This window comes from Micromonospora sp. U56, from assembly GCF_018070095.1.
Classification (GTDB): Bacteria; Actinomycetota; Actinomycetes; order Mycobacteriales; family Micromonosporaceae; genus Micromonospora; species Micromonospora purpureochromogenes.
Map to the genome: position 1 here is coordinate 1 of NZ_JAGPYL010000036.1, position 21,500 is coordinate 21,500.

Annotated in this window: 17 protein-coding genes; 5 read left to right on the forward strand and 12 right to left on the reverse strand. The window is 74.2% G+C overall.

The window, feature by feature from the left end; all coding sequences use genetic code 11:
- Nucleotides 1-338: 338 nt before the first annotated feature.
- Both KBX37_RS14745 and KBX37_RS14750 read right to left on the reverse strand, forming a co-directional pair.
- On the reverse strand, nucleotides 339-1,130 hold the full coding sequence (locus KBX37_RS14745) for an SDR family oxidoreductase (protein ID WP_210776468.1): 792 nt from the start codon (nucleotides 1,128-1,130) through the stop codon (nucleotides 339-341).
- Complete coding sequence (locus KBX37_RS14750; protein ID WP_210776498.1) at nucleotides 1,127-2,107, reverse strand: LLM class F420-dependent oxidoreductase; 981 nt, start codon at nucleotides 2,105-2,107, stop codon at nucleotides 1,127-1,129. The genes KBX37_RS14745 and KBX37_RS14750 overlap by 4 nt, the downstream gene beginning before the upstream one ends.
- Before the next feature lie 309 nt (nucleotides 2,108-2,416).
- Between KBX37_RS14750 and KBX37_RS14755 the strand changes: the two genes are divergently transcribed.
- Nucleotides 2,417-3,331, forward strand: coding sequence for a DUF1028 domain-containing protein (locus tag KBX37_RS14755; protein ID WP_210776469.1), 915 nt, complete (start codon nucleotides 2,417-2,419; stop codon nucleotides 3,329-3,331).
- Nucleotides 3,332-3,499: 168 nt separating this feature from the next.
- On the opposite strand, the gene KBX37_RS14760 is transcribed toward KBX37_RS14755, so the two are convergent.
- From KBX37_RS14760 to KBX37_RS14775, 4 genes are read right to left on the reverse strand one after another with little or no spacing between them, the layout of a single operon-like run.
- Nucleotides 3,500-4,171, reverse strand: coding sequence for a maleylpyruvate isomerase N-terminal domain-containing protein (locus KBX37_RS14760; RefSeq protein ID WP_210776470.1), 672 nt, complete (start codon nucleotides 4,169-4,171; stop codon nucleotides 3,500-3,502).
- Between the two features lie 51 nt (nucleotides 4,172-4,222).
- Nucleotides 4,223-5,383: an IS607 family element RNA-guided endonuclease TnpB gene (tnpB, locus tag KBX37_RS14765; RefSeq protein WP_307849078.1), complete on the reverse strand. Its 1,161-nt coding sequence runs from the start codon at nucleotides 5,381-5,383 to the stop codon at nucleotides 4,223-4,225.
- Nucleotides 5,290-5,601, reverse strand: a complete 312-nt coding sequence (locus KBX37_RS14770) for a helix-turn-helix domain-containing protein (protein ID WP_210776472.1) — start codon at nucleotides 5,599-5,601, stop codon at nucleotides 5,290-5,292. The genes tnpB and KBX37_RS14770 overlap by 94 nt, the downstream gene beginning before the upstream one ends.
- Nucleotides 5,598-6,179 (reverse strand): IS607 family transposase, encoded by a 582-nt coding sequence (locus KBX37_RS14775; protein WP_210776499.1) that lies wholly within the window; start codon nucleotides 6,177-6,179, stop codon nucleotides 5,598-5,600. The genes KBX37_RS14770 and KBX37_RS14775 overlap by 4 nt, the downstream gene beginning before the upstream one ends.
- A gap of 142 nt (nucleotides 6,180-6,321) precedes the next feature.
- Here KBX37_RS14775 and KBX37_RS14780 point away from each other — a divergent pair, with 142 nt between their 5' ends.
- On the forward strand, nucleotides 6,322-6,762 hold the full coding sequence (locus tag KBX37_RS14780; protein WP_210776473.1) for a YbhB/YbcL family Raf kinase inhibitor-like protein: 441 nt from the start codon (nucleotides 6,322-6,324) through the stop codon (nucleotides 6,760-6,762).
- On the opposite strand, the gene KBX37_RS14785 is transcribed toward KBX37_RS14780, so the two are convergent.
- Nucleotides 6,763-7,650 (reverse strand): phosphatase PAP2 family protein, encoded by an 888-nt coding sequence (locus KBX37_RS14785; protein ID WP_210776500.1) that lies wholly within the window; start codon nucleotides 7,648-7,650, stop codon nucleotides 6,763-6,765.
- An 83-nt stretch (nucleotides 7,651-7,733) separates the two neighbouring features.
- Here KBX37_RS14785 and KBX37_RS14790 point away from each other — a divergent pair, with 83 nt between their 5' ends.
- A complete protein-coding gene (locus KBX37_RS14790; RefSeq protein ID WP_210776474.1) occupies nucleotides 7,734-8,405 on the forward strand; it encodes a DUF3159 domain-containing protein in 672 nt (223 codons plus the stop codon).
- Between the two features lie 298 nt (nucleotides 8,406-8,703).
- Here KBX37_RS14790 and KBX37_RS14795 read toward each other — a convergent pair whose 3' ends face one another.
- Complete coding sequence (locus tag KBX37_RS14795) at nucleotides 8,704-11,610, reverse strand: glycoside hydrolase family 48 protein (RefSeq protein WP_210776475.1); 2,907 nt, start codon at nucleotides 11,608-11,610, stop codon at nucleotides 8,704-8,706.
- Nucleotides 11,611-12,471: 861 nt separating this feature from the next.
- Between KBX37_RS14795 and KBX37_RS14800 the strand changes: the two genes are divergently transcribed.
- Nucleotides 12,472-13,959, forward strand: coding sequence for a GH1 family beta-glucosidase (locus KBX37_RS14800; protein ID WP_210776476.1), 1,488 nt, complete (start codon nucleotides 12,472-12,474; stop codon nucleotides 13,957-13,959).
- A gap of 110 nt (nucleotides 13,960-14,069) precedes the next feature.
- Here KBX37_RS14800 and KBX37_RS14805 read toward each other — a convergent pair whose 3' ends face one another.
- The 3 genes from KBX37_RS14805 to KBX37_RS14815 all read right to left on the reverse strand — a co-directional run bounded on the left by KBX37_RS14805 (nucleotide 14,070) and on the right by KBX37_RS14815 (nucleotide 18,533).
- Nucleotides 14,070-14,483, reverse strand: a complete 414-nt coding sequence (locus KBX37_RS14805) for a roadblock/LC7 domain-containing protein (protein ID WP_172894634.1) — start codon at nucleotides 14,481-14,483, stop codon at nucleotides 14,070-14,072.
- A gap of 8 nt (nucleotides 14,484-14,491) precedes the next feature.
- On the reverse strand, nucleotides 14,492-17,035 hold the full coding sequence (locus tag KBX37_RS14810; RefSeq protein ID WP_307849079.1) for a nitrate- and nitrite sensing domain-containing protein: 2,544 nt from the start codon (nucleotides 17,033-17,035) through the stop codon (nucleotides 14,492-14,494).
- Nucleotides 17,036-17,132: 97 nt separating this feature from the next.
- On the reverse strand, nucleotides 17,133-18,533 hold the full coding sequence (locus KBX37_RS14815) for an FGGY family carbohydrate kinase (protein WP_210776477.1): 1,401 nt from the start codon (nucleotides 18,531-18,533) through the stop codon (nucleotides 17,133-17,135).
- 270 nt (nucleotides 18,534-18,803) lie between these two features.
- Between KBX37_RS14815 and KBX37_RS14820 the strand changes: the two genes are divergently transcribed.
- A complete protein-coding gene (locus KBX37_RS14820) occupies nucleotides 18,804-20,723 on the forward strand; it encodes an anthranilate synthase family protein (protein WP_210776478.1) in 1,920 nt (639 codons plus the stop codon).
- Between the two features lie 67 nt (nucleotides 20,724-20,790).
- Here the strand turns inward: KBX37_RS14820 and wrbA are convergent, their stop codons facing one another.
- Nucleotides 20,791-21,411 carry an NAD(P)H:quinone oxidoreductase gene (gene wrbA, locus KBX37_RS14825; RefSeq protein WP_210776479.1) on the reverse strand — a complete coding sequence of 207 codons (621 nt, stop codon included), beginning with the start codon at nucleotides 21,409-21,411 and terminating at the stop codon, nucleotides 20,791-20,793.
- Nucleotides 21,412-21,500 lie beyond the last annotated feature (89 nt).

The following is a 21,500-nucleotide window of genomic DNA, read 5'->3' on the forward strand; positions in this document are numbered from 1 at the left end:
CTACTACGACGAACTCCGCGCCCGCGAAATCGGACACAACGCTGCACTACGGCAGATCGGCAACCGCCTCGTCGGCATCCTCCACGGCTGCCTCAAGACCGCCACCCGCTACGACCAGACAACCGCCTGGTCACACCGAACCCAACCCGCCGCTGCTTGACATCCAAGCTCCTGGGATGTCTGACCCCACCCAACGCCCCCGCCCCCAGGGGCGAGCCGGGCACGGCCAGCGCGGGCTCCGGCCGCGGTGATCAAGACGTCTGCGTCGGGAAACCGGCCCGCCGAGACGGAAACTTCTTGATCACCGAGCGAGCCCGTGGAATGGGGCGACGGGACTGTCAGGCGCGGAGGCGGCGGACGAGTTTGCGGAGGCCGGCCTGCCAGCCGTCGGGGTCCTGGGCGCGGCGCAGGGCGTACGCGGCGACCTCGGGGTGCGGCAGGATCAGGAAGCGCTCCTCGGCCAGCCCGGCGATGGCCGCGTCGGCCACCTGATCGGGGGTGAGCACCGCGCCGGAGGCCGCGATCACCCGGGCGCCGAGGTGGCCGGCGGCCAGCCCGTCGGCGAGCATCGGCGTGTCCACTCCCTGTGGGCAGAGCGCGCTGACCCGGATGCCCTGGTCGCGGTAGGTGATCGCCAGCCACTCGGCGAACCCGACGGCCGCGTGCTTGGTGGCGGTGTACGGGGCGTCGCCCACGGCGGTCAGCACCCCGGCCGCCGAGCAGGTGTGCAGCAGGTAGCCCTCGCCCCGGGCCAGCATCGCCGGCAGCACCGCGCGGGCGGCGTACACGTGGGACAGCACGTTGACCCGCCAGGACCGGTCCCAGTCCGCGTCGGCCGCCGCCACGCCCCCGCCGGTGGCCACGCCCGCGTTGGCGCAGAACAGGTCGATCCGGCCGTACCGTCGCTCGGTGTCGGCGACCAGCTCGCGGACCTGGTCCTCGTCGGTGACGTCCACGGCGACGGCCCGGGCGATCGGGCCGACGCGCTCGGCCACCGCGCCGGTGGCGGTGGCGTCCAGGTCGGCCAGCACCAGCGCCGCCGCGCCCTCGGCGGCGAACCGGCGCGCCAGCGCCGAACCGATGCCGCCGGCCGCTCCGGTGATCACCGCCACCCGGTCGGTCAGGTTCACGCCCGCTCCTCCCCCGCCGGCCCGAGCCGGGCGATCAGGTCGCCCAGCGCGGCGGCGCCGCCGGACGTCAGCTCCGGGGTGGGCAGCAGCGCGAGCACCGGCACGTCCACCCCCGCCTCGGCGTAGCGGCGCACCTCGGCGCGGCACCGCTCGGGCGAGCCGTGCAGCACCAGCGCGTCGACCACCTCGTCGGGGACGGCCGCGCCGGCGCCCCGCCGGTCCCCGGCGGCCCAGGCCGTCCACATCGGGCCCAGCGCGCTCTCCCGGCCCAGCCAGCGGTGGAACTCGGCGTACGCCGGCACGGTCAGGTAGCTGGTGATCAACCGCCGGCCGAGGGCGCGGGCGTAGCCGGCGTCCTCGGTGGGGCAGACGAAGATCCGGGCGACCACCTCGAAGCCGGGGCCGCGTCCGCCCAGCTCGGCGAGGGTCTTCGGCACGTCGTCGGCGGCGAGCCAGTTGAGGATCACCCCGTCGGCCTCCGCGGCGGCCAGCCGGAGCATCCCGGGGCGCAGCGCGGCCAGCAGCACCGGCGGCGGCACCGCCGGTGGGCGTTCGAGGGTGAACCGGCGGACGGCGAAGGTGTCGAACGCTCCGTCCACCGTCTCCCCGCGCAGCGCCGTCCTGAGGAAGCGCAGCACGTCCCGGGTACGCCGGAACGGCTCGGTGAACGGGATCGCGTTCCAGTCGTCGACCAGCACCGGCGAGGAGGCGCCGATGCCGAGCGCGAAGCGCCCCGGGGCGGCCTCGGCGAGCGCGGCGGCGCTCATCGCCAGCAGCCCCGGCCCCCGGGTGAAGACCGGGGCGATCGCGGTGCCGAGGCGCAGCCGCGGCTGCCAGGCGGCGGCGAGGGCGAGCGGGGTGAACGCGTCGGCGCCGTTGACCTCCGAGGACCAGACGTCGGTGAACCCGGCCCGGTCGAGGGCCGCGTAGACCGCGGCGTGGTCGGCGAGGGGGACGCCGCCCAGCGGCACCGTCATGCCCCATCGGTTCGTCATCCGGTCGATCGTGCCCGCTCGCCCGCCCGGGAACAAGAGCCGGGAACACCGCGGCACTCGACGCGTTCCGCGCGCCCGCCGGGACGGACGGCGGTGCCCGCACGAGATCTGCTCTACCGGCCCGGGCCATCCCGGTCGGACCGGGCCAATGGCCAGAAGGTGGTGTGGGCCACTGCGGTCGGTGGCGTGAGCCATCGCCGGTCGGTGTTGTGGGCCACTCCGGTCCCGGGCGCCAGCGCGTCGCGTTCGGCGGGGACTCCCGGTGCCCCACGGCGACGCTAACCTTCACCGGTGACCTTCTCCCTCGTCGCCCGGTCCGCCGACGGCCGCCTGCACGGCGTCGCCGTGGCCAGCAGGTTCCTCGCCGCCGGCGCCCTGGTGCCAGGGGCCGAGGCCGAGGTGGGCGCGGTCGCCAGCCAGGCCCACGCCAACCTCTCCTACCGGCCGAACGGGCTGGCGCTGCTGCGCGCGGGCGCCCCCGCCGCCGACGTGATCGCCCAACTGGTCGCCGCCGATCCGGGCCGGGACGACCGGCAGCTCGGTGTGGTCGGCGCCACCGGCCCCGGCGCCACCTGGACCGGCCCGCGCTGCGGCGGCTGGGCCGGTGGCCTGGCCGGCGACGGCTGGGCGGCCCAGGGCAACATCCTGGCCGGCCCGCAGGTCGTCGAGGCGGTGCGCGACGGTTGGCTGGCCGGGGAGGCGCTGCCGTTCCCGCAGCGCCTGCTCGCCGCCCTGCGCGCCGGTGAGCAGGCCGGGGGCGACCGGCGCGGTCGCCAGAGCGCGGCCCTCCTGGTGGTCGAGCGCGGCGGTGGGTACGCGGGCACCGGTGACAACCTGGTCGACCTGCGGGTGGACGACCACCTCGACCCGGTCGGGGAGCTGCACCGGCTGCTCGACATCCACACCATGCTCTTCGGCAAGCCCGACCCGGCCACCCTGCTGGAGCTGGCCGGCCCGCTCGCCGACGAGGTGGCCGGTCTGCTGGCCGCCGCCGGCCACCCGGTCGGCGGCGCCGGGCTGACGGCCGCCGTCCACCCGGTGGGCGCCGCGGCGCCCGCCACGGTCGCGCTGGAGGAGGCGCTCGCTTCCTGGGCGGGCTGGGAGAACCTCGAGGAACGGCTGGTGCCGGGGCACATCGACCCGATCGTCCTGGCGCATCTGCGCCGCACGGTCGCCGCGGTCCCCGCGCCCCGCATCGGCGACTGACCGGTCCACGGCGACCCGCTGCCCTGCCCGGCACGCCGCTGCCCTGCCGGGCACGGCGACCCGCTCCTCTGCCCGGCAGGCGACCCACCTGCCCTGCCGGCGCGGCGACCGACCGCCCTGGGCGCGAGCCTGCCGCGGAGCCGGCGACCCGGCCGGCCGGCGGACGGGTCAGCCGGCGAAGGAGAGCCAGCGGAAATCCGCCGCCGCGATCTCGGCGCGCTCGGCCTCTGTGAGCGCCAGCCGCCCGGTGGTCTTGCGGATCAGGGTGAGTGGGTCCCAGCCCAGCCGCGCCGGCACGGGCCGGCCGCCGGTGAGCAGGTCGGCGACCACCCGGGCGGCGGTCGGGGTCAGCCACGGCCGCCGGTCCAGCGCCCGGGCCAGGTCGAGGCCGTGCACGCCGACCTCCACCACCCGGGTGACCAGGAAGTCGGACAGGGTCATCGCGTCGCCGTGCCGGGTGCGGACCACCCGGTCGGCGGGCTGCGCTGCGACGGCGGAGTCGGTGCCCCGCCAGGCGGCGGTGAAGGCCCCGGCCGTCGCCGCCGCGTCGGCCGGTCGACGGGCCTCCCGGCGGGCGCTGTCGACCCGCGCGGCGTCGACCTCCGGGGTGAACTTCGCCGCGCCGAAGTAGCTGGCGGCGTCCACCTCCGCCCGGGGCGGGGCCGGCGCGGCGAGCATGTCGACCAGGCGGCCGGCGCCGGTGCTGACGTGGGCGACGAGGTCGCGGACGGCCCAGGGTGGGCAGGGGGTCGGGCGGTCCAGGTCCGCCTCGGTCAGGGTGCGCAGCACCCCGTCGAGCCGGGCGCACTCGTCCCGGAACGCCGTTCGTACCGTCTGCACCGGGCCGGTCCTTTCCCGCGCGCGCCGTCGTCGTGCTCGTACCGTTACCTTTCAGTGCGCTCTAGCGCGCACGTGATCGGCAGTCCTACCTTGCGGTAGGGCGGTCCCGGTCTGACCCGCGGTCGCGGTGCCGGGTTGACGCTTCACAGCCACCGGCCCGCCAGAGCGGGTCTTACGGTCGGCTCCACGTCCAGCCACCGGGCCACTCCCGGCGGTGTCGAACTCAGCCGCCAGAGCGGCCAGGTTCAGGGCGGCGTTGTGGTCCCGGTCGAGGACCAGGCCGCACACCTCACACTCGTACTCACGCTCGGACAGGGCCAGCTTGGTTTTCACCGCGCCGCAGCCCGAGCAGGTCTTGGAGGACGGATACCAGCGGTCGGCCACGATCAGTCGGCCACCGTTCCACTGGGTCTTGTACGTCAGTTGCCGGCGCAGCTCGGCGAATCCGGCGTCGGCGATGCGTCGGGCCAGGCGCCGGTTGGCGAGCATGCCTATGACATTGAGGTCTTCGACCACGATCGTGCCGTGCTCGCGAGCTAGCCGGGTGGTGAGCTTGTGCAAGCCGTCGCGGCGTAGGTTCGCCACCCGGGCGTGAGCCCGGCCGAGCCGGGCTTGGCCGCGCTGCCACCGGTTCGACGGCCGGCGCCCGGTGCGCCGGTGCGGACCAACCTTGCGCGACACGCTCCGGCCGAGCGCACGCAGCCTGCGCTGCGCCTGGTCGAGGTGTCGGGGGTTCGGTTCGAGCTGCCCGGTGGACAGGACGGCGAGGTGCTTGACGCCGACGTCCACACCCACCACCGACCCGGGCCGGGCCGGGCGGCGTTGCGCTCGCTCTATCTCCACCGTGAATGCGACGTGCCAGCGTCCGCCGTCGCGCCGCACAGTGGCGGACATGATCCGGGCAGTGCCCGTGTCGAGACGGCGCGCGAGCTTGCGGGCCGACTCGTGCAGCTTCAACCGGCCCAGCCGGGGCAACACGACGTGCTTGCGGCCCGGCTCGACCCGGATCGCGCCAGTGGTAAACCGCACAGACGGCGTCGACCTGCGGCGCGACTTGAACCGGGGGAACCCGACCGGCTTCCCGGCCCGCTTACCCGAGCGGGAGTCGGACCAGTTCTTCAACCCGCGGCAAGGGCGTCCAGGCCAGTGTTGAACGCCTCCTTCGAGCACTCGGCCCACCACGGCGCCACCTCGGACTTGGCTGCGTTCCACGCCTTACGCAACGCGGGCAGCGACCACGACACGGCGGGGATCAGATCATCATCCGAGATCCCGTAGGAACGCTCGGCCGCCCGCTGATCCATCACGGCCTTGACCCGTGCCAGTGCCCAGTTGTGGGCGACACGTGCCGCCCCGGCGTGCGCCAGGACGGCACGTTCCTGGCCGGGCGTGAGGTCGAGCGCGAACCGGTATGCCTGGATCGTCTTCACCCCGGGTCGTCCCCTGTGGCGGCTTCGACTGCCCGGCGGGCACGGTTCGCGGCGGCGCGGCGGCCGTAAAGGCGGGCGCACAACGATGTCAGGATCTCCGTCACGTCGCGCACCAGGTCGTCGTCCACCTCGGCCGGGTCCACGACCAACAGGCGCCGGCCATGACCGACAAGCGCTGCCTCAACATACTCGGCCCCGAAGCGGGCGAACCGATCGCGGTGCTCGACCACGATCGTCTGCACGGCCGGGTCGCACAGCAGCGCGAGGAACTTCTTGCGGTGCCCGTTGAGGTCCGAGCCGACCTCGGTCACCACACGGGACACTGCAAGCTGCCGCCCGGTCGCCCACGCTGCGACCCGGGCCACCTGCCGGTCCAGGTCGCCGCGCTGGTCGGCGGACGAGACGCAGGCATACACCACGACCTGCCCAGCTCCGGTGGCCGCGGACGTGACAGGCTCCCCAACCATGATCAGGCGGCCGAGCCGGTACGTGGGAACGGGCAACGTGCCGGTCTCGTAGCGCCGACGCGCGGTCGCGTACGAGATTCCGGTCGCCGCCGCCCACTCCTTCAAGTTCACACCGCCATTATAGCCCACTGCTGAGCGCTAAAGCAGACTAACCCTGCCAACAGTTGCTGAACCTGCCACGTCGGTTTCGGCCGGCCGGTCGCGGGTACGCGCCGGGCCGACGAGAGGGGGCGGGCGACAGATGGCCGGCATCATGCTGCGTAGCACCGCGTTCAACGACCACGACCAGTTGCCGGGGCGGTTCTCGCGAGACGGTGGGAACGCGTCACCGCCGTTGCAGTGGTCCGACGTGCCGGAATCCGCGACCGAGCTGCTGCTGCTGGTCGAGGACCCGGACGCCGGGCGGAGTCCGTTCCTGCACTGGCTGGTCACCGGGATCTCCCCGACGTCCGGCGGGGTCGGGGAGGGCATGGTCCCCGAGGGCGGCCGGGAGTGGCCCAACGGCTTCGGCACCACCGGGTGGGGTGGGCCGCACCCGCCGCAGGCCGACGAGGCACACCGCTACTTCTTCCGGCTGTACGCCCTGGAACGCCCCGTCGACCTGGCCGGCGCCCCGCAGGCCGCCGACGTGCACGCGGCACTGGCCGGCCGGGAGCTGGCCAGCGGCACCATGGTCGGGACGTACCGGCGCTGATCAGCCCTTGTAGCGGGGCACCAGGCGGTGCATCGGGAGCAGCACCAGCGCGGCCGCCACCGCCATCGTGCCGGCGATGCCGGCGGCGCTGCCCGCGTACCCGATGAAGAGCGGGCGGCGGCTCAGCTCGTCGGCCGGCACCTGCTGCTGGTCGAGCAGCCAGGACAGGGCCAGGCCGCTGGCGACGACGGCCGCCAGGCCGCCCAGCCCGAGCAGGGCCGCGGCGAGCCGGTGGGCGTCCTCGGCGGAGACCTGCGCCTGCTCGCGTTGGAAGACCAGCAGGAACAGCCCGGCCAGCGCGGCCCAGACGCCGACCACGAGGAACGCCGCCACGGCGTCGCTGGGCCGGTGCCAGCCGGCGGAGAGGGTGGCCACGCCGGCGATGGCGGCGTACGCGACGCCGAGGAACGCCGCGAGCGGGCGCGCCTTGGGCGGCAGCACCAGGATCAGCGCCAGCGCCACCGAGGCGGCGATGGTGGCGTGCCCGCTGGGCAGGCTGTTGCCGGCGGCGTCCCGTTCCGGGTCGATGCCCAGCGCCGGCCGGTCGAGGACGTACTTGAGCAGTTGGGTGCTGACGTTCGCGCCCGCGATCAGCAGGGTGGCCGCGACGGCGAGCGCCTTGCGGCCACGGATCAGCGCGATGAAGCCGATCACGGCGGTGGCGGCGAGCAGCGACACCACCGACATCGCGTTGAGGATCCGGTTGACCGGCCCATCGATGCGGTCCTGGCCGATCTGGTTGCCGGTCAACGCGACCGTGTCCAGCCACTGGCCGGTCCCGGTGTGCACGGCGAAGCGCCACAGCACCATGAGAGCGGCCGCCTGGACCAGAGCCAGTACGACCAACCAGACCGCGGTCCAACCCCTTGCCGTCGCGCGCACCCGCACACCGTAGCGGCACTCCCGGCAGGTCGCTCGGCGGGACACCGGTGCGTCCCGGCTAGGTTGGGGCCGGACCACGGGAGGTGACGGTGGGCGGTACGGCGGAACGGGAGCCGGCGGTCGCGGAGCGGCCGGAGTCGCTGGCGGACCTGCTGGGCGGGCGGCGCGGTGCGGTGGACGCGACCCTGCCGCCGGTGGCGTTCACCCTCGGCTGGCTGCTGACCGGGCGGTCCATCGCCGGCGGGGTGGCGGCGGCCGTGCTGGTCGGCACGGCGGTGGCCGGGTGGCGGCTGCGCCGGGGCGACCGGCCCAGGTCGGTGCTGGTCGGGCTGCTCGCCGTCTGCGTCGCCGCGTTGATCGCGCTCTACACCGGACGGGCGGCCGACTTCTTCCTGGTGCAGCTCTTCTCCAACGCGGCCAGCGCGCTGGTCTGGGTGGTCAGCATCGTGGTGCGCTGGCCGCTGCTCGGGGTGGTGGTCGGGGTGGCGCTGCGGCAGCGGGACCGGTGGCGGCGGGACCGGGCGCTGCTGCGGGCGTACTCGCGGGGCAGCTGGGTCTGGGCGGCGACGTACGCGTTGCGGGTGGCGGTGTTCCTGCCGTTGTACCTCGGCGGTCAGGTGGTCGCGCTGACGGTGGCCCGGGCGGCGCTGACCTGGCCGCTGGTGGCGGCGGCGCTGACGGTGAGCTGGGTGCTCATCCGGCGGTCGCTGCCGGCCGGCCACCCGGGGCTGCGGCACCCGATCACCCCGGACGGAAGCTGAACCGGGGAAAATTAAGGGAGAGGCCGCCACGGGGGGAGCGGCCTCTCCGAGAAACACGGTACTCCGTCGCACGGCGTCGTGTGATCCCGCGACGCCCTCTTTTTTCGCGGCTTTTCCCCGACGCACGCCGCGGCGGGCGGTGGGGTGGGTCGCCCGATCCGCTGCGTCGACCGAACCGTCGACCCACCCCCGGCCCGACCGTGGGAGTCGGGCCGCCCGCCGACCGGGCGGTCCGCTCCCCCGGGCCCGGTCGGCCCCCGGGTGGGTGGCGCCGCGCCACCCACCCGGGAGGGTCACCTCACCCGTTCGGGAACAGGTTGCCGTAGTCGGCGTACGCCATGGCGACGTCGGCCTGGGCCCAGAACCGGTGGTAGTTGAAGGCCGGCTCGGCGCCACCGTTGAGGTAGGCCTGCACCTTCGGCCAGTCGGGGTCGTTCTTGTAGAACGACCGGATGTCCAGGAAGCTCTTGCCGGCGGCGATGGCGTCGCCGTTGGGCATCTTCCCGGTCCAGCCGGACGGGACGTAGAGGCCCTGTCCGTCGGCGGCGGTGTAGACGTCGTCGAAGCGCCGGTAGTCGCCGCGCTTCTCGGTGGTGGAGACGCCCTTGGCGTCGCTGGCCGCGTGGAGGGCGTCCAGCAGCCCCTTGGCGGTGTTCTTGGCCGACACGTTGCCCGACTTCGCCGCGTACGCGATCAGGGTGCGGGCGTAGGCGGCGGCGACGCCGACGTCCTGGCCCTTCACCGTCACCTCGACGTGCAGGTTGGTGTTCGCCTGCGGGTTGGCCGGGTCCCAGTTGTTGGGCTGGCCGGTCCACTTCATGTCGGACGGGATCGACCAGTTGGTGCCCACCGTGGTGTTGGCGATGGCCCACGGGACCCACTTGTCCAGCAGCGCCTTGGCCTTGGCGTTGCCGGTCTGCAGGTACAGCTCGGCGATCCGCTGCATCGACCAGGCCTGCATGCCGAACCACTGGTTGGACGGCGGGTCGTTGTAAACCGGGTCGACGTCGTAGTACATGCCGTAGAAGGTGGCGGTGCCGGCCGGCGGCTGGGCGTAGCTGCCGTCCCAGCTGTTGGTCGCGCCACCGGCGATGCCACCCTCGGCGGACTGGAGCCAGGTGTAGAACTCCAACTGCCGGTCGAAGCTCTTCTGCCAGTCGGCGACCGCGGTCGGCGACTTGGGCTTCAGCTCCGCCACGTTGGTCAGCGCCCAGGCCGCGAACGGGTTCTGGTAGCCGAAGTGGTTGTGGCTGGAGCCGATCCGCCAGGACCAGTTCTGGCTGGGGTCGTACGCGCCGCCCCAGGCGTAGTACCAGGACATCAGGTAGTGCGCCGAGTCCCGGCCGCTACCGGCCGGGCAGGTGCTGGCCCCGACGCAGTTGCCGATCTTCTTGAAGTACTTGTCGAACATCGCGTAGCGCAGGTAGTCACCCATTTTGGCGGCCTTCGCCACGGTGGCCGCGACGTCGGCCTCCCGGCCCTGGGCCTTGGCCCAGGTCAGCGCCCAGTACGCGGCCTGCACGGCGCGGGCGTCGGCGTCCGGGGCGTTGGTGTACTTCCACTGCTTCGCGGGGGCGCTGCCCTCCTTGACGAACAGGTCCAGGTAGCCGTACTGCCCGCCGTGGGCGAAGGTGTCGCAGGAGGGCTGCGGAATGGTCTCCCACACCGACTCCTGGGTGCCCCGCTGGAAGGTGTTGATGTACGCCGGCCGGGTGGTGCCGTCGCCGCAGCGGCCGAAGCCGTAGGTGTTGTCGACGTCCAGCAGCCAGTGCATGCCGTAGATGTCACCGGTGCCGTGGGTGCTCTGCAGTTCCGAGCGGAGCGGGTCCTGGCCGACCGCGACGGAGGGCTGCAGCTGCGACGGGTACTGGTTGGGCAGGTTGTACTCGGCGGCGTACTGGGCGGTGCCCGCCGCGCCGGCGGTGGGCTGGTCCGAATGATTCGGAATTATATATTTCTCCATGACGGTCCAGGCGTTGTTGAACGGGGCCCAGTTCTGGGTGACCCGGCCGTACTGCGCCTCCAGCCAGAGCCAGAAGCTGAACGCCTCCGAGGTGGTCTCGTGGCCGTGGTCGGGCGCCTCGACGATCAGCGTCTCCACCGAGTGGTACGGCACGTTCTCCGGGCTGAAGTACCCGGAGTTCTTGATCTTGCCGTACTGGTCGAGGAACCGCTTGATGTAGGCGTTGTCGCCGCCCGGGGTGTCGTTGTCGATCTCCGTGACGGCGATCGCCAGCGGCGCGAAGCCGGTGGCCGAGGCCGTGACGGTGGCGGTGCCGCCCAGGGTGTCCGCGTCCTCGGCCGCGGCGACGGTGGCCGTCACCCCGGTGTTCCAGTTGGCCGGGGTGAGCGTGACGGTCGCCGGGGTCACCGTGACGTCGGTGTCGCCGGTGCGGGTGAGGGTCACCGGCACGTTGGCGCTGGGCGCGGCGCTGAGCTTCAGGTTGACCGTGCCGGTGCCGCCCTCGGTCACGCTGACCGCCGACGGGGTGGCCACCAGCACCGGACCGGAGGCGGGGTTGACGGTGAACGCCTTCTCCGCCACCGCGACGCCGTTGGCGTTGTCGTACGCCTTGGCCTGCGCGGTGTAACTGCCGGCCGGCAGGTCCTCCAGCGTGTAGCCGTACGGGGCGGTGGTGTCGGTGTTGACCAGCAGGCCGTTGCGGTAGAACTCAACCTTGGCGATCGTCCCGTCCGGGTCGCTGGCGGTGGCGGTGAGCGGTACGTCGGCCGGCGCCTCGAACGGCCCGGTCGGCAGCCCCAGCGACACCGTCGGCGGCTGGTTGGCCGGGGTGCCGTTGCAGGCGATCCCGTTGAGGGTGAAGGCGGTGGGCTTCGGGTTGCTGCCGGAGTACGCGCCGTTGAACCCGATGGTGGTCGACGCGCCGGTGCCGAGGTTGCCGTTCCACGACTCGTTGGTCGAGGTGACCTCGCTGCCGGTCTGGCTCCATTTCGCCGACCAGCCCTGGGTGACGCGCTGGGAGCTGTTCGGGAAGGAGAACTTGAGCGTCCAGCCGGTGAGCGCGTCGCCCAGGTTTTTGACGGTGACGTTGGCGGTGAAGCCGGTGTTCCAGTCGTTGGTCGCGTAGACCACGTCGCAGGCGGGGGCGGCCTGCGCGGCGCCGGCCGGCAGGGTCACCCCGCCGATGGCCAGCGCGGTGGCGGCGAACATCGCCGTCCGGCGACGTCTTGCCCAGAGTCTCATGTGCGCGGTGTCTCCTTGGAGGAGGGCCGGAGCCTGACGGGGCCGCCGGCGAGGCGCCTCCACGCGAGCAGGGAACGCGGGGGGACGGAGGCGCCCGGGGAAGGTGGTCGGTGCGGAACTGCGCCGGTCTGCCCCCCTGGGGCGGCGGCGGTTCCTCGGGGTGCCGTCCGGAGATCCGGATGCCCTCGGCGACCCACGCTCACGCGAGCTGGCTCCGTTGCGTCGATTCGACAGTCTGCCATGGAAGCGCTCCCACGACAACACGCAGGTGGGACGGCGATCGATGTTTCGATCTCGTTTTGGGGCTTTCACAAACCCGTGACGGGCGTTACAGTCGCTGCATCGTCGATGGGAGCGCTTCCATCGACGGGGATGCAATTGTTCGACGACCGTGGTCGCCCGGCCGCGGCGCAAGCCAAGAGGCTGACGACGGGCCAGCCCGGACACCGTCGCCAGCCGACACCCGCCAGTGACGGAGGGAGGTGGAACCAGAGCCACTCGCGTGGCCCGGCTCCCGCGCGACACGCACGGCGGACGCCAATTCGACTCGTGCGTGTGTGCACCAAGGTGGGGACGGGGGTTGCCCTCCCCCGTCCCCACACTAAACCCCGGTAGTCGACGGGAAAAGAGGCCGACGGGACAGGCGCGTACGCCGCCCGATCGGCCTCGCTCGCTATCTGCGCCCCGCCCGGCGCGTCGGACGACCGACGGCGCCCGTCACATCTCACTTCCCCCATCCCGGCCGCCTCCGCGCGGCCCTCTAGGCTGGCGGTCCGCCCCCGAGGCGGCCGGAACGCCGCATGCCGGTGCTGGGAGCGCTCCCGGCCGTCGGGGTGGCCCGCACCCTGAGGAGAAACACCGATGTCGATGCTCACCCGACGGCGACTGCTGCACCGCGCCGCGCTCTCCGCCACCGCCGGGCTCTCCCCGGTCGGGGCCGCCGTGGCCGGCGCGGCCGCCGCGACCGCCGCCGTGACGGCCGGCTGCGACACCCCGCCGGACAGGAACCCGACCGCCACCCCCGGCGCGGGCACCCTGCGCTTCCCACGCGACTTCGGCTGGGGCGCGGCCACCTCGGCCTACCAGATCGAGGGCGCCGCCAAGGAGGACGGGCGCGGCGAGTCGATCTGGGACACCTTCAGCCGTACTCCGGGGCGGACCCGCAACGGCGACACCGGCGACGTGGCCGCGGACCACTACCACCGCTGGTCCGAGGACCTGGACCTGATGCGCGACCTCGGCCTGCGCAGCTACCGGTTCTCCGTCTCCTGGCCCCGCATCCAGGCCGACGGCACCGGCCGACCCAACCAGCGCGGCCTCGACTTCTACCGCCGGCTCGTCGACGGCCTGCACGAGCGCGGCATCGCGCCCATGGTCACCCTCTTCCACTGGGACCTGCCCCAGGCGTTGCAGGACGCCGGCGGCTGGGAGAACCGGGACACCGCGTACCGCTTCGCCGACTACGCCGACGCCGTGTTCCGGGGCCTGGGTGACCAGGTGCCGGTGTGGCTGACCGTCAACGAGCCGAAGACCGTGGTGCAGAACGGCTACCTCTGGGGCCACCACGCCCCGGGCCGGCGGGATCCGGACGCCGCGTACCTGGTCGCCCACCACCTCCAGCTCGCGCACGGGCTGGCGGTGCGCGCCCTGCGCGCCACCGGCTCCACCGCACGCATCGGGCCCGCGTTCAACCTGCACCCGTGCTACCCGGCCGACGACACCCCGGCCGCGGCGGCCGCGACCCGGCTCTACGACGGCTACGAGAACCGGCTGTACCTGGACTCCGTGCTCACCGGCGCGTACCCGGCCGACGTGCTGGCCGACCTCGGCGGGGACAGCCGGCTGGTCCGGGGCATCGCCGACGGCGACCTGGAGATCATTTCCAGCCCGGTCGACCTGCTGGCCGTGCAGTACTACACCCCGATCTACGTCACCGCCGACGGCGGCACCGTGCAGCGCTGGGCCACCTCGGAGGCGGAGTGGCAGCAGATCTACCCCGAGGGGATGTACGACATCCTGACCCGGGTCACCCGTGACTACGGCCCTGTCCCGATCACCGTCACCGAGAACGGCCTGCCCTGCCCGGACGTCCTGGGCGCCGACGGCACCGTCGACGACGCCGGCCGGATCGCCTTCCTGCGGGACCACTTCGCCGCCGCGCACCGCGCGGTCGCCGCCGGCGTGCCGCTGGAGAGCTACCACGTCTGGTCGCTGCTGGACAACTTCGAGTGGGCCGAGGGCTACGACCAGCGCTGGGGACTGGTCTACGTGGACTACGCCACCCAGCGCCGCATCCCCAAGCGCAGCGCCCACTGGTACCGGCAGGTGATCAGCGACAACGGCCTCTGAGCCACCCGCCGGCCGGGACCGGCGCACCGGACCGCGTGGGGGCGGTCCGGTGGTCCGGCCCGCCGGGGCGGGCGGGACCGGCCCGCCGAGGACGGCGGGAGCGGTCGTCGTCAGCGGGGCAGCGCCTGCTGCAACTCGGCGCGCAGCGCCGGGGTGAGCATCTCCCCGGCCTGCTTGGCGAGCCGGGCCATCTCGTAGCCGACCACGCCGATGTCGGCGTCGGAGGCGGCCAGCGTGGCGAGGATCGAGCCGTCGCGGATCTGCATCACCAGGAAGTAGCCGCGCCCCATCTCGACGACCGTCTGCTTGACGATGTCGCCGTCGAACATCTGGGCCGCTCCCGCGGTGATGCTCATCAGGCCGGAGGTCACCGCGGCGAGCTTGTCGGCGTGGTCGCGGGGCAGGTGCGCCGAGATCGCGACCAGCAGCCCGTCGGAGGAGACCACCACGGCGTGGGCCACCCCCGGCACCCGCTCCGCGAACGCGTTGACCAGCCAGCTGAGGTCCCGCGCCTCCTGGCTCAAGGTCGTCGTCACTGTCGTCCCCCTTCGCTGTGCCCACCCGACGGCGGCAAGATTATCTCCCGGGTCTCCTCGGTTTCGGCCCGGCGGACCCCGCTGTACAGCCGCGAGAGCATGCCACCGACCGCCTCCGGGTCCGGGTCGTCCCGTGTGGGCGCAACCTCCGGACGGGCCGGCTCGGTGACCGCGGAGAGCTGAGCCATCGGCACCCGCACCGGCAGGCCCCGTTCGTTGGTGCCCCCGATGACAGGCGTCGCGGGCGGCGCGGGCGTCACATCACCGGCCGGCACCGCGGCGGACGGCGCGGGCCCCTGGCGGGACCACCAGCCGCCGCCGGCCGCCGGGGCGCCCGCGGCCGGCGACAGCACGTCCTCGGCGCGGCCCGGCACCGGCCGCCCCTGCACGGGCACCACCGGAGCCGGGTCGGGACGACGGCCGGCCACCGGCAGCTCCGTCGGCGCCGGCGCACCGGCCGGCCGTCGCGGCCCGCCGGGCCGGGTCGCGCCGGCCACCGCCGTGGTCAGCATCCGCGGTGAGACCGGCCCGTCCAGCTCCGCGGGGGGCGCGGCGGCCAGCAGCGCGGCGGGCAGCTCGATCCGGGCGAGCAGGCCCTGGGCGCCGCCGCTGAGGCGGACCCGGATGCCGTGCCGGGCGGCGAGGTGGCTGACCACGAACAGGCCCATCCGCTCCGAGGCGGCCACGTCGGCGGCCGGCGGGGAGGCCAGCACGATGTTGGCCTGTTCCAGCGCCGCCGGGCTCATCCCCAACCCCTGGTCGACGATCTCCACCACCGCGCCGCCGCCCTCGGCCCGGGCGCCCACCCGGACCACGGTGTCGGGCCGGGAGAAGGCGGTGGCGTTCTCCAGCAGCTCGGCCAGCAGGTGCACCAGTTCGCCGACGGCGTGCCCGACCACGTACAGGTCGGCCACCGACTCGCGGCGGACCCGCTGGTACTGCTCGATCTCGGCGCTGGCGGCCAGCAGCACCGCCCCGAGACCGACCGGGCGGTTCCACCGTCGGGTGGACTCCGTGCCGGCCAGCACCAGCAGGCTCTCGTCGTTACGGCGCATCCGGGCGGCCAGGTGGTCCAGCTTGAACAGGTTCTCCAGCTGGTCCGGGTCGGCCTCCTCCCGTTCCAGGTCGTCGAGCAGCTCCAGCTGCCGCTCCACCAGCACCTGGCTGCGTCGGGCCAGGTTGACGAACATCGCGTTGACGGTGCGCCGCGTCTCCGCCTGCTCCACCGCGACGCTGACCGCGCTGCGGTGCACCGCGACGAACGCCTCGGCCAGCTCGCCGATCTCGTCGGAGGAACGGACGACCGGGGGCGGCACGTCGATGGTGGGCACGCCGCCCTGCACCGAGCGGAGCCGGTCCAACGCGTCCGGCAGCTCGACCTGGGCGATCCGCAGGGCCTGCCCGCGCAGGCGCTGCATGGAGTTGGCGATGGACCGGCCGATGAGCAGGGCGAGCAGCACGGCGAGCCCGAGCACCACCACGATGCCGCCGACCACCAGCAGGGTGGTGCGCAGCCGGTCGCCGCTGACCGTGTCGGCCCGGGTCACCGCGTCGTCCAGCACCCGCGCCTCCAGCTGGCGCAGCAACTCCTGGCGCTGCTCGCTGGCGGCCCACCACTGCGGCGCGGGCAGCACCTCCGCGCGGGCGCCGCCGGTGGGCAGGCTCTTCTCCTCCAGCCTCATCGCCGCGACGAACGCCGGATCGACCGAGGTCCGGTCGTAGAGCCGGATCTGATCGTTGGTGGCGGCGACCCGGAACGCGCCGAGCGCGGCCAGCTGCTGCGCCCGCAGGTCGGTGAGGGTCACCTGGTCGTCCAGGTCGTAGCGGCCGGCCCGGGCGGCGGCGTAGAGCTGCCCGCGAATCCGCGACGACAGCTCCTTGACCCGGGCGAGCTGCACGTACCGCAGCACGGCGTCGGTGAGCACGGGCTGCTGCTCCCCCGGCGAGGGCTCCGCCAGCAGGTTGAGCAGCGCCTCGATGGCCCGGTGGTAGTTGCTCAGGATGGTGTCGCTGTTGAGCACCGCCGGCGGCACCGCGGCCCGGATGTAGACCACCTGGTCGTACGCCTCCAGGGCCTCGCCGTACGCCACCCGCCAGGACGCGTCGGCGTCGGCCAGCGGCTGCGCGGCCCCGCGCAGCTCGCTGACGGCCTGGTCGGTGGCCGCCTGCAACGGCCGCAGCGCGCTGATAGCCGCGTCCCGGTCGGCCTCGCCCCCGGCCCGGCGCAGCTCGGCCAGCTCTCCCGCGGAGCGGTCCCGCTCCTGCTGGAGCCGGTCGACCACGCCTGTGATCTGCCGGCCGATGCCGACCTGCCGGGCGAAGTCGCTCAGCGCGGTGGTCTGCCCGACCAGCGCCGCGGTCTGCACGCCGGCCAGCACCAGGAAGGCCACCGACGGGATGACCAGCACGGTGGCGAGCTTGGTGCGCATCCGCCAGTCGCGCAGCCGGAACGGCGAGCGCCGCCGGTGGGGTACGACCCGGACGGCCCCCCGGCTCCGACCACCCTGCTCGCCCTGCCTCGGGTCGGGACCTGCGCCCACACCTGCCTCCTCGGTCCCCCGCCTCCCCCGCGTCAGGGAGCGGGGTCCATCCAACCAGGCCCGGGAGCTGTGTCAACGGGCTGTGCCACCGCTCCGGTCAGGAAGCGGCGCCGGAGCGCTCCGGAGCGCGTCCCTCTTCGGGCGGCTCGGTCATCGCCAGCCGCCCCGCCTCGGCCACCCGGCCCAGCGCCACCAGCGCCGCGCCGATCGCCCCGATCTCCGGCTCGGCACGGTGCCGCACCGGGCGGGGCGCCAACGCCGTGGCGAACGCCGAGCGCCACCAGGCGGAGGCCGCCATCGCTCCCCCACCCAGCACCACCTCCATCGGCGTCTCGACGGTGGACTCCAGCACGGCCAGATCGTCGGCGACCATCCGGCACAGGCCGGCCATCAGTCCGGCCAGGATCTCCACCCCGGTGGTGGCGAAGCCGACCCCGCGCAGCTCGCCGGCACCGGCCGGAGCGAAGCCGGGTGGCCGGTCGCCGCCCAGGCGGGGGTCGGTCGTCACCTCGCCGCCGTCCGGCGGCACCCGCGCCAGCGCGGCCGACAGCTCCGGGCCGTCGGGCAGCCGCAGCTCCCGCTTGGCCCAGGTGTAGAGGTTGCCACCGCAGGAGTAGGCCGCCCCGGTCACCACGTACTCGTGGTCGACCCGGTAGCGCCAGAGTTCCTCGGGCAGCGGCGGCAGCGGCTCACCGGCCGGCAGCCGATGCAGCAGCCGGACCGCCGCGGAGGTGCCCACGGTCACCGCCGCGCGCCGCCCGTCCACACAACCGGAACCCACGTTGGAGGCGGCCCCGTCACCGACCGGGACGGACCAGGCCACGCCGGCCAGCTGCGGCCACCGACGGGCGTGCTCCGCGCGCAGTCGCCCGTTCCACCCCGTCGGCGCCAGCTCGGGCAGCTCGCCCGGGCGGACCCCGGCCAGCTCGCAGGCCTCGGCGTCCCAGGTCAGCGTGCGCAGGTCGAGCAGTCCCGTGCCGGAGGCCATGGAGACCGACATCGGCGCGGTGTCGAGCAGCTGGCCGAGGACGTACTCGGCCAGGCCGACGAACCGGGCGATCCGGCTGCCGCACCGCGCCCGGAGCCAGGGCAGCCGGAGCGGCCAGTAGCCGCGGTGCCACCACCCACCGGTCCGTTCGTGGTAGGCGTCCGGATCGGCCGGGCCGGCGTTGCCGGGGGGCGCCATGGCGCGGGTGTCCAGCCAGGTCAGGACCGGCCCGAGCGGCGCACCCGCGTCGTCGAGCGGCACCACCGAGTGCCACTGCGCCGAGACCGCGACCAGGCGCACGTCGGTCAGGTGCCCGGCGGCGGCCAGCTCGTCCAGGCACTCCACCAGGCAGGCCAGGTACTGCGCGGGGTCGAGGGTGCCCGAGCCGCGGTCGCCGATGTCCACGTGCACCTTGCGCCGCGCCAGCGCACCCGGCCGCGGACCCGCGTCGGCGTCGAGCACGAGCCCGCGTACCGAGGAGGTGCCGAGGTCGAGAGCGAGAATGTTCATCGCCGGTCACGGTACCCGCCGACCGGCCCGGCGAAGCCTCGATCGCTGGCGAGCGGCGCGACGCGTACCTCGGACGGCTTCCGCGCCCGGCGGGGGCCGCGTAGGGTGGTCGACATGCTCGCGCACCTGTCCTGCTGGTGGCCCGCCGACCCGGCGGCCACCTTCCGCGCGTAGCTTTCCACGCGGCCGCCCGACGAGGCGGCCGCCGGTCTCTCCCCGGCTCCCGGGCCGCCCCGACGGGCGGCGCCGACGGCCCGGAGGAGACACCGAATGAACCGCCCGCACGACCTGCTCGCCGCCCTCGCGCACGACGCCGACCCCGGCCCGTTCGCGCTCGTCCGTCGCGAGGGCACCGCGCACCTCGACCTCTTCACGGGTACGGTCCGCACCGCCGACCGGCTCGCCGACCTGCCGCTGCCCGACGGGGCGGCCGGCCCGCGCACGCTGGCCCTGGTGCCGTACCGGCAGATCGCCGAGCGGGGCTTCGAGTGCGTCGACGACGGCACGCCGCTGGAGTACCTGGAGATAGCCGGGCACGCGCGGATCGCCCTGGCCGACGCGCTCGCCGCGCTCCCGCAGGACCCGGTGGTCACCGCGGGCGCCGCGTTCGACGTCCCCGACGAGGAGTACGCCGGCACCGTCGAGCGGGTGCTGGCCGAGGAGATCGGCCGCGGCGAGGGCGCCAACTTCGTCATCCACCGCACCCTGCGGGCGAAGGTGCAGGGATCGCCGCTGCGGGCGGGGCTGGCGGCGCTGCGCCGGCTGCTGCTCGGCGAGCGGGGCGCGTACTGGACGTTCCTGGTGCACACCGGGCACCGGATCCTGGTCGGCGCGAGCCCGGAGCGGCACGTCAGCGTCGACGACGGGCTGGTGATGATGAACCCGATCAGCGGCACCTTCCGGCACGCCGGCGCGACCCCGGACCGCGCCGCCCTGCTGCGCTTCCTCCGCGACCCCAAGGAGGTCGAGGAGCTGTACATGGTGCTCGACGAGGAGCTGAAGATGATGGCCACGGTCGCCGAGCACGGCGGCCAGGTGGTCGGGCCGTACCTGAAGGAGATGGCGCACCTCGCGCACACCGAGTACCTGCTCGCCGGGCGCGGCTCGAAGGACGTCCGGGAGGTGCTGCGGGAGACGATGTTCGCCCCGACGGTCACCGGCAGTCCGATGGAGAACGCCTGCCGGGTGATCGCCCGGCACGAGCACTCCGGGCGGCGCTACTACTCCGGCGTGCTGGCCCTGCTCGGGCGCGACGGCGAGGGCCGGCAGACGCTGGACGCGCCGATCCTGATCCGGACGGCGGAGATCTCCCCCGCCGGTGAGCTGCGGGTGCCGGTCGGGGCGACCCTGGTGCGGCACTCCACCGCCGCCGGCGAGGTCGCCGAGACGCACGCCAAGGCGGCCGGGGTGCTCGCCGCCCTGGGCTTGGCTGCGCAGGCGCCGGCCGCCGACCCCGCCCGGGCGGTACGGCTCGCCGAGGACCCCGAGGTGCGGGCCGTGCTCGCCGCGCGGAACACGCCGCTGGCCCGGTTCTGGCTCGACCAGCGGGTGCCCGGGGCGACCACGCTGGCGGGGCTGGCCGGCCGGCGGGCGCTGATCGTGGACGGCGAGGACACCTTCACCGGGATGCTCGCCCATCAGCTCGGGGCCCTGGGTCTCGCCGTGGACGTCCGGCCGTGGCAACGGGCCGCCCCGCTCGACGGGTACGACCTGGTGGTGGTGGGGCCCGGGCCGGGCGACCCGGGCGCGATCACCGAGCCGAAGATGGCGGCGTTGCGGGCGCTGCTGGCCAACCGGCTGGCCGCCGGCCTGCCCACGCTGGCGGTCTGCCTCGGCCACCAGCTGCTCGCCGGCCTGCTGGGGTTGCCGCTGCACCGGCGCGAGGCGCCGTACCAGGGACTGCAGCGGGACGTCCCGGTCTTCGGCACGTCCCGGCGGGTGGGCTTCTACTCCACCTTCACCGCCCTGGCCGACCGCGACCGGCTCGGCACCCGGTACGGGCCGGTGGAGCTGTCCCGCGACCCGGCCGACGGGGCGGTGCACGCGCTGCGCGGCCCCGGTTTCGCCGGGGTGCAGTTCCACCCGGAGTCCGTCCTCAGCCGGGACGGGCTGGCCGTCCTGGCGGACCTGCTCGGGCACCTACTGGCCCGTCCGGCGCTGACCGCGCATGGACCGGCCGATCTCGGGTAGGGGTTGCGGCGACCGGTGGACCGGACGGGCCGAGAGCCCCCGCCCGGCCACCGGTCGCCGGAGTCGATCAGCCGGCGGCCAGGCCGCGCTTGACCGCGGCGCCGATGCGCACCGCCCGCTTGGCGGTCAGGGCGGTGGCGCCGAGCGCCAGATGGTCCGGGGCGGTCTCCCCGTTGTTGCTGGTGTGCGAGGCGCCGTACGGGTTGCCCGCGACGAACTGGCTCGGGTCGGTGTACCCGGGGGTCACCACCAGGCCGCCCCAGTGGTAGAAGATCGTGAACAGCGACAGCAGGGTGGACTCCTGACCGCCGTGCGAGGTCGCGGTGGAGGTGAAGGCGCTGTAGACCTTGTCCACCAGGGCGCCCTGCGACCAGAGCGGGCCGGTGGTGTCGATGAACTGCTTGAGCTGAGCGGAGATCATGCCGTAGCGGGTGGGTGAGCCGAAGATGATCACGTCAGCCCAGGACAGGTCGTCGAGCCGGGCCTCCGGGACGTCCTGGGTCTCCAGGTGATGGGCCTGCCAGCCCGAGTTGGAGCGGATCGCCTCCTCGGGCGCCAGCTCGCGTACCTTGCGCAGGCGCACCTCGGCGCCGGCCTCGCCAGCGGCCTCGCAGGCCGCCTGCGCCATCTGGTAGGTGATGCCGGTCGCGCTGTAGTAGACCACCGCTACCTTGACCTGGCCGTCCATCGGCACGTCCCTCCTCGGTTCGGATCAGCTCCCGCGACTACCCGTCACATGCCGTGTCAAACTGCAAGATCGAGCGGCCGTGCGGAGCC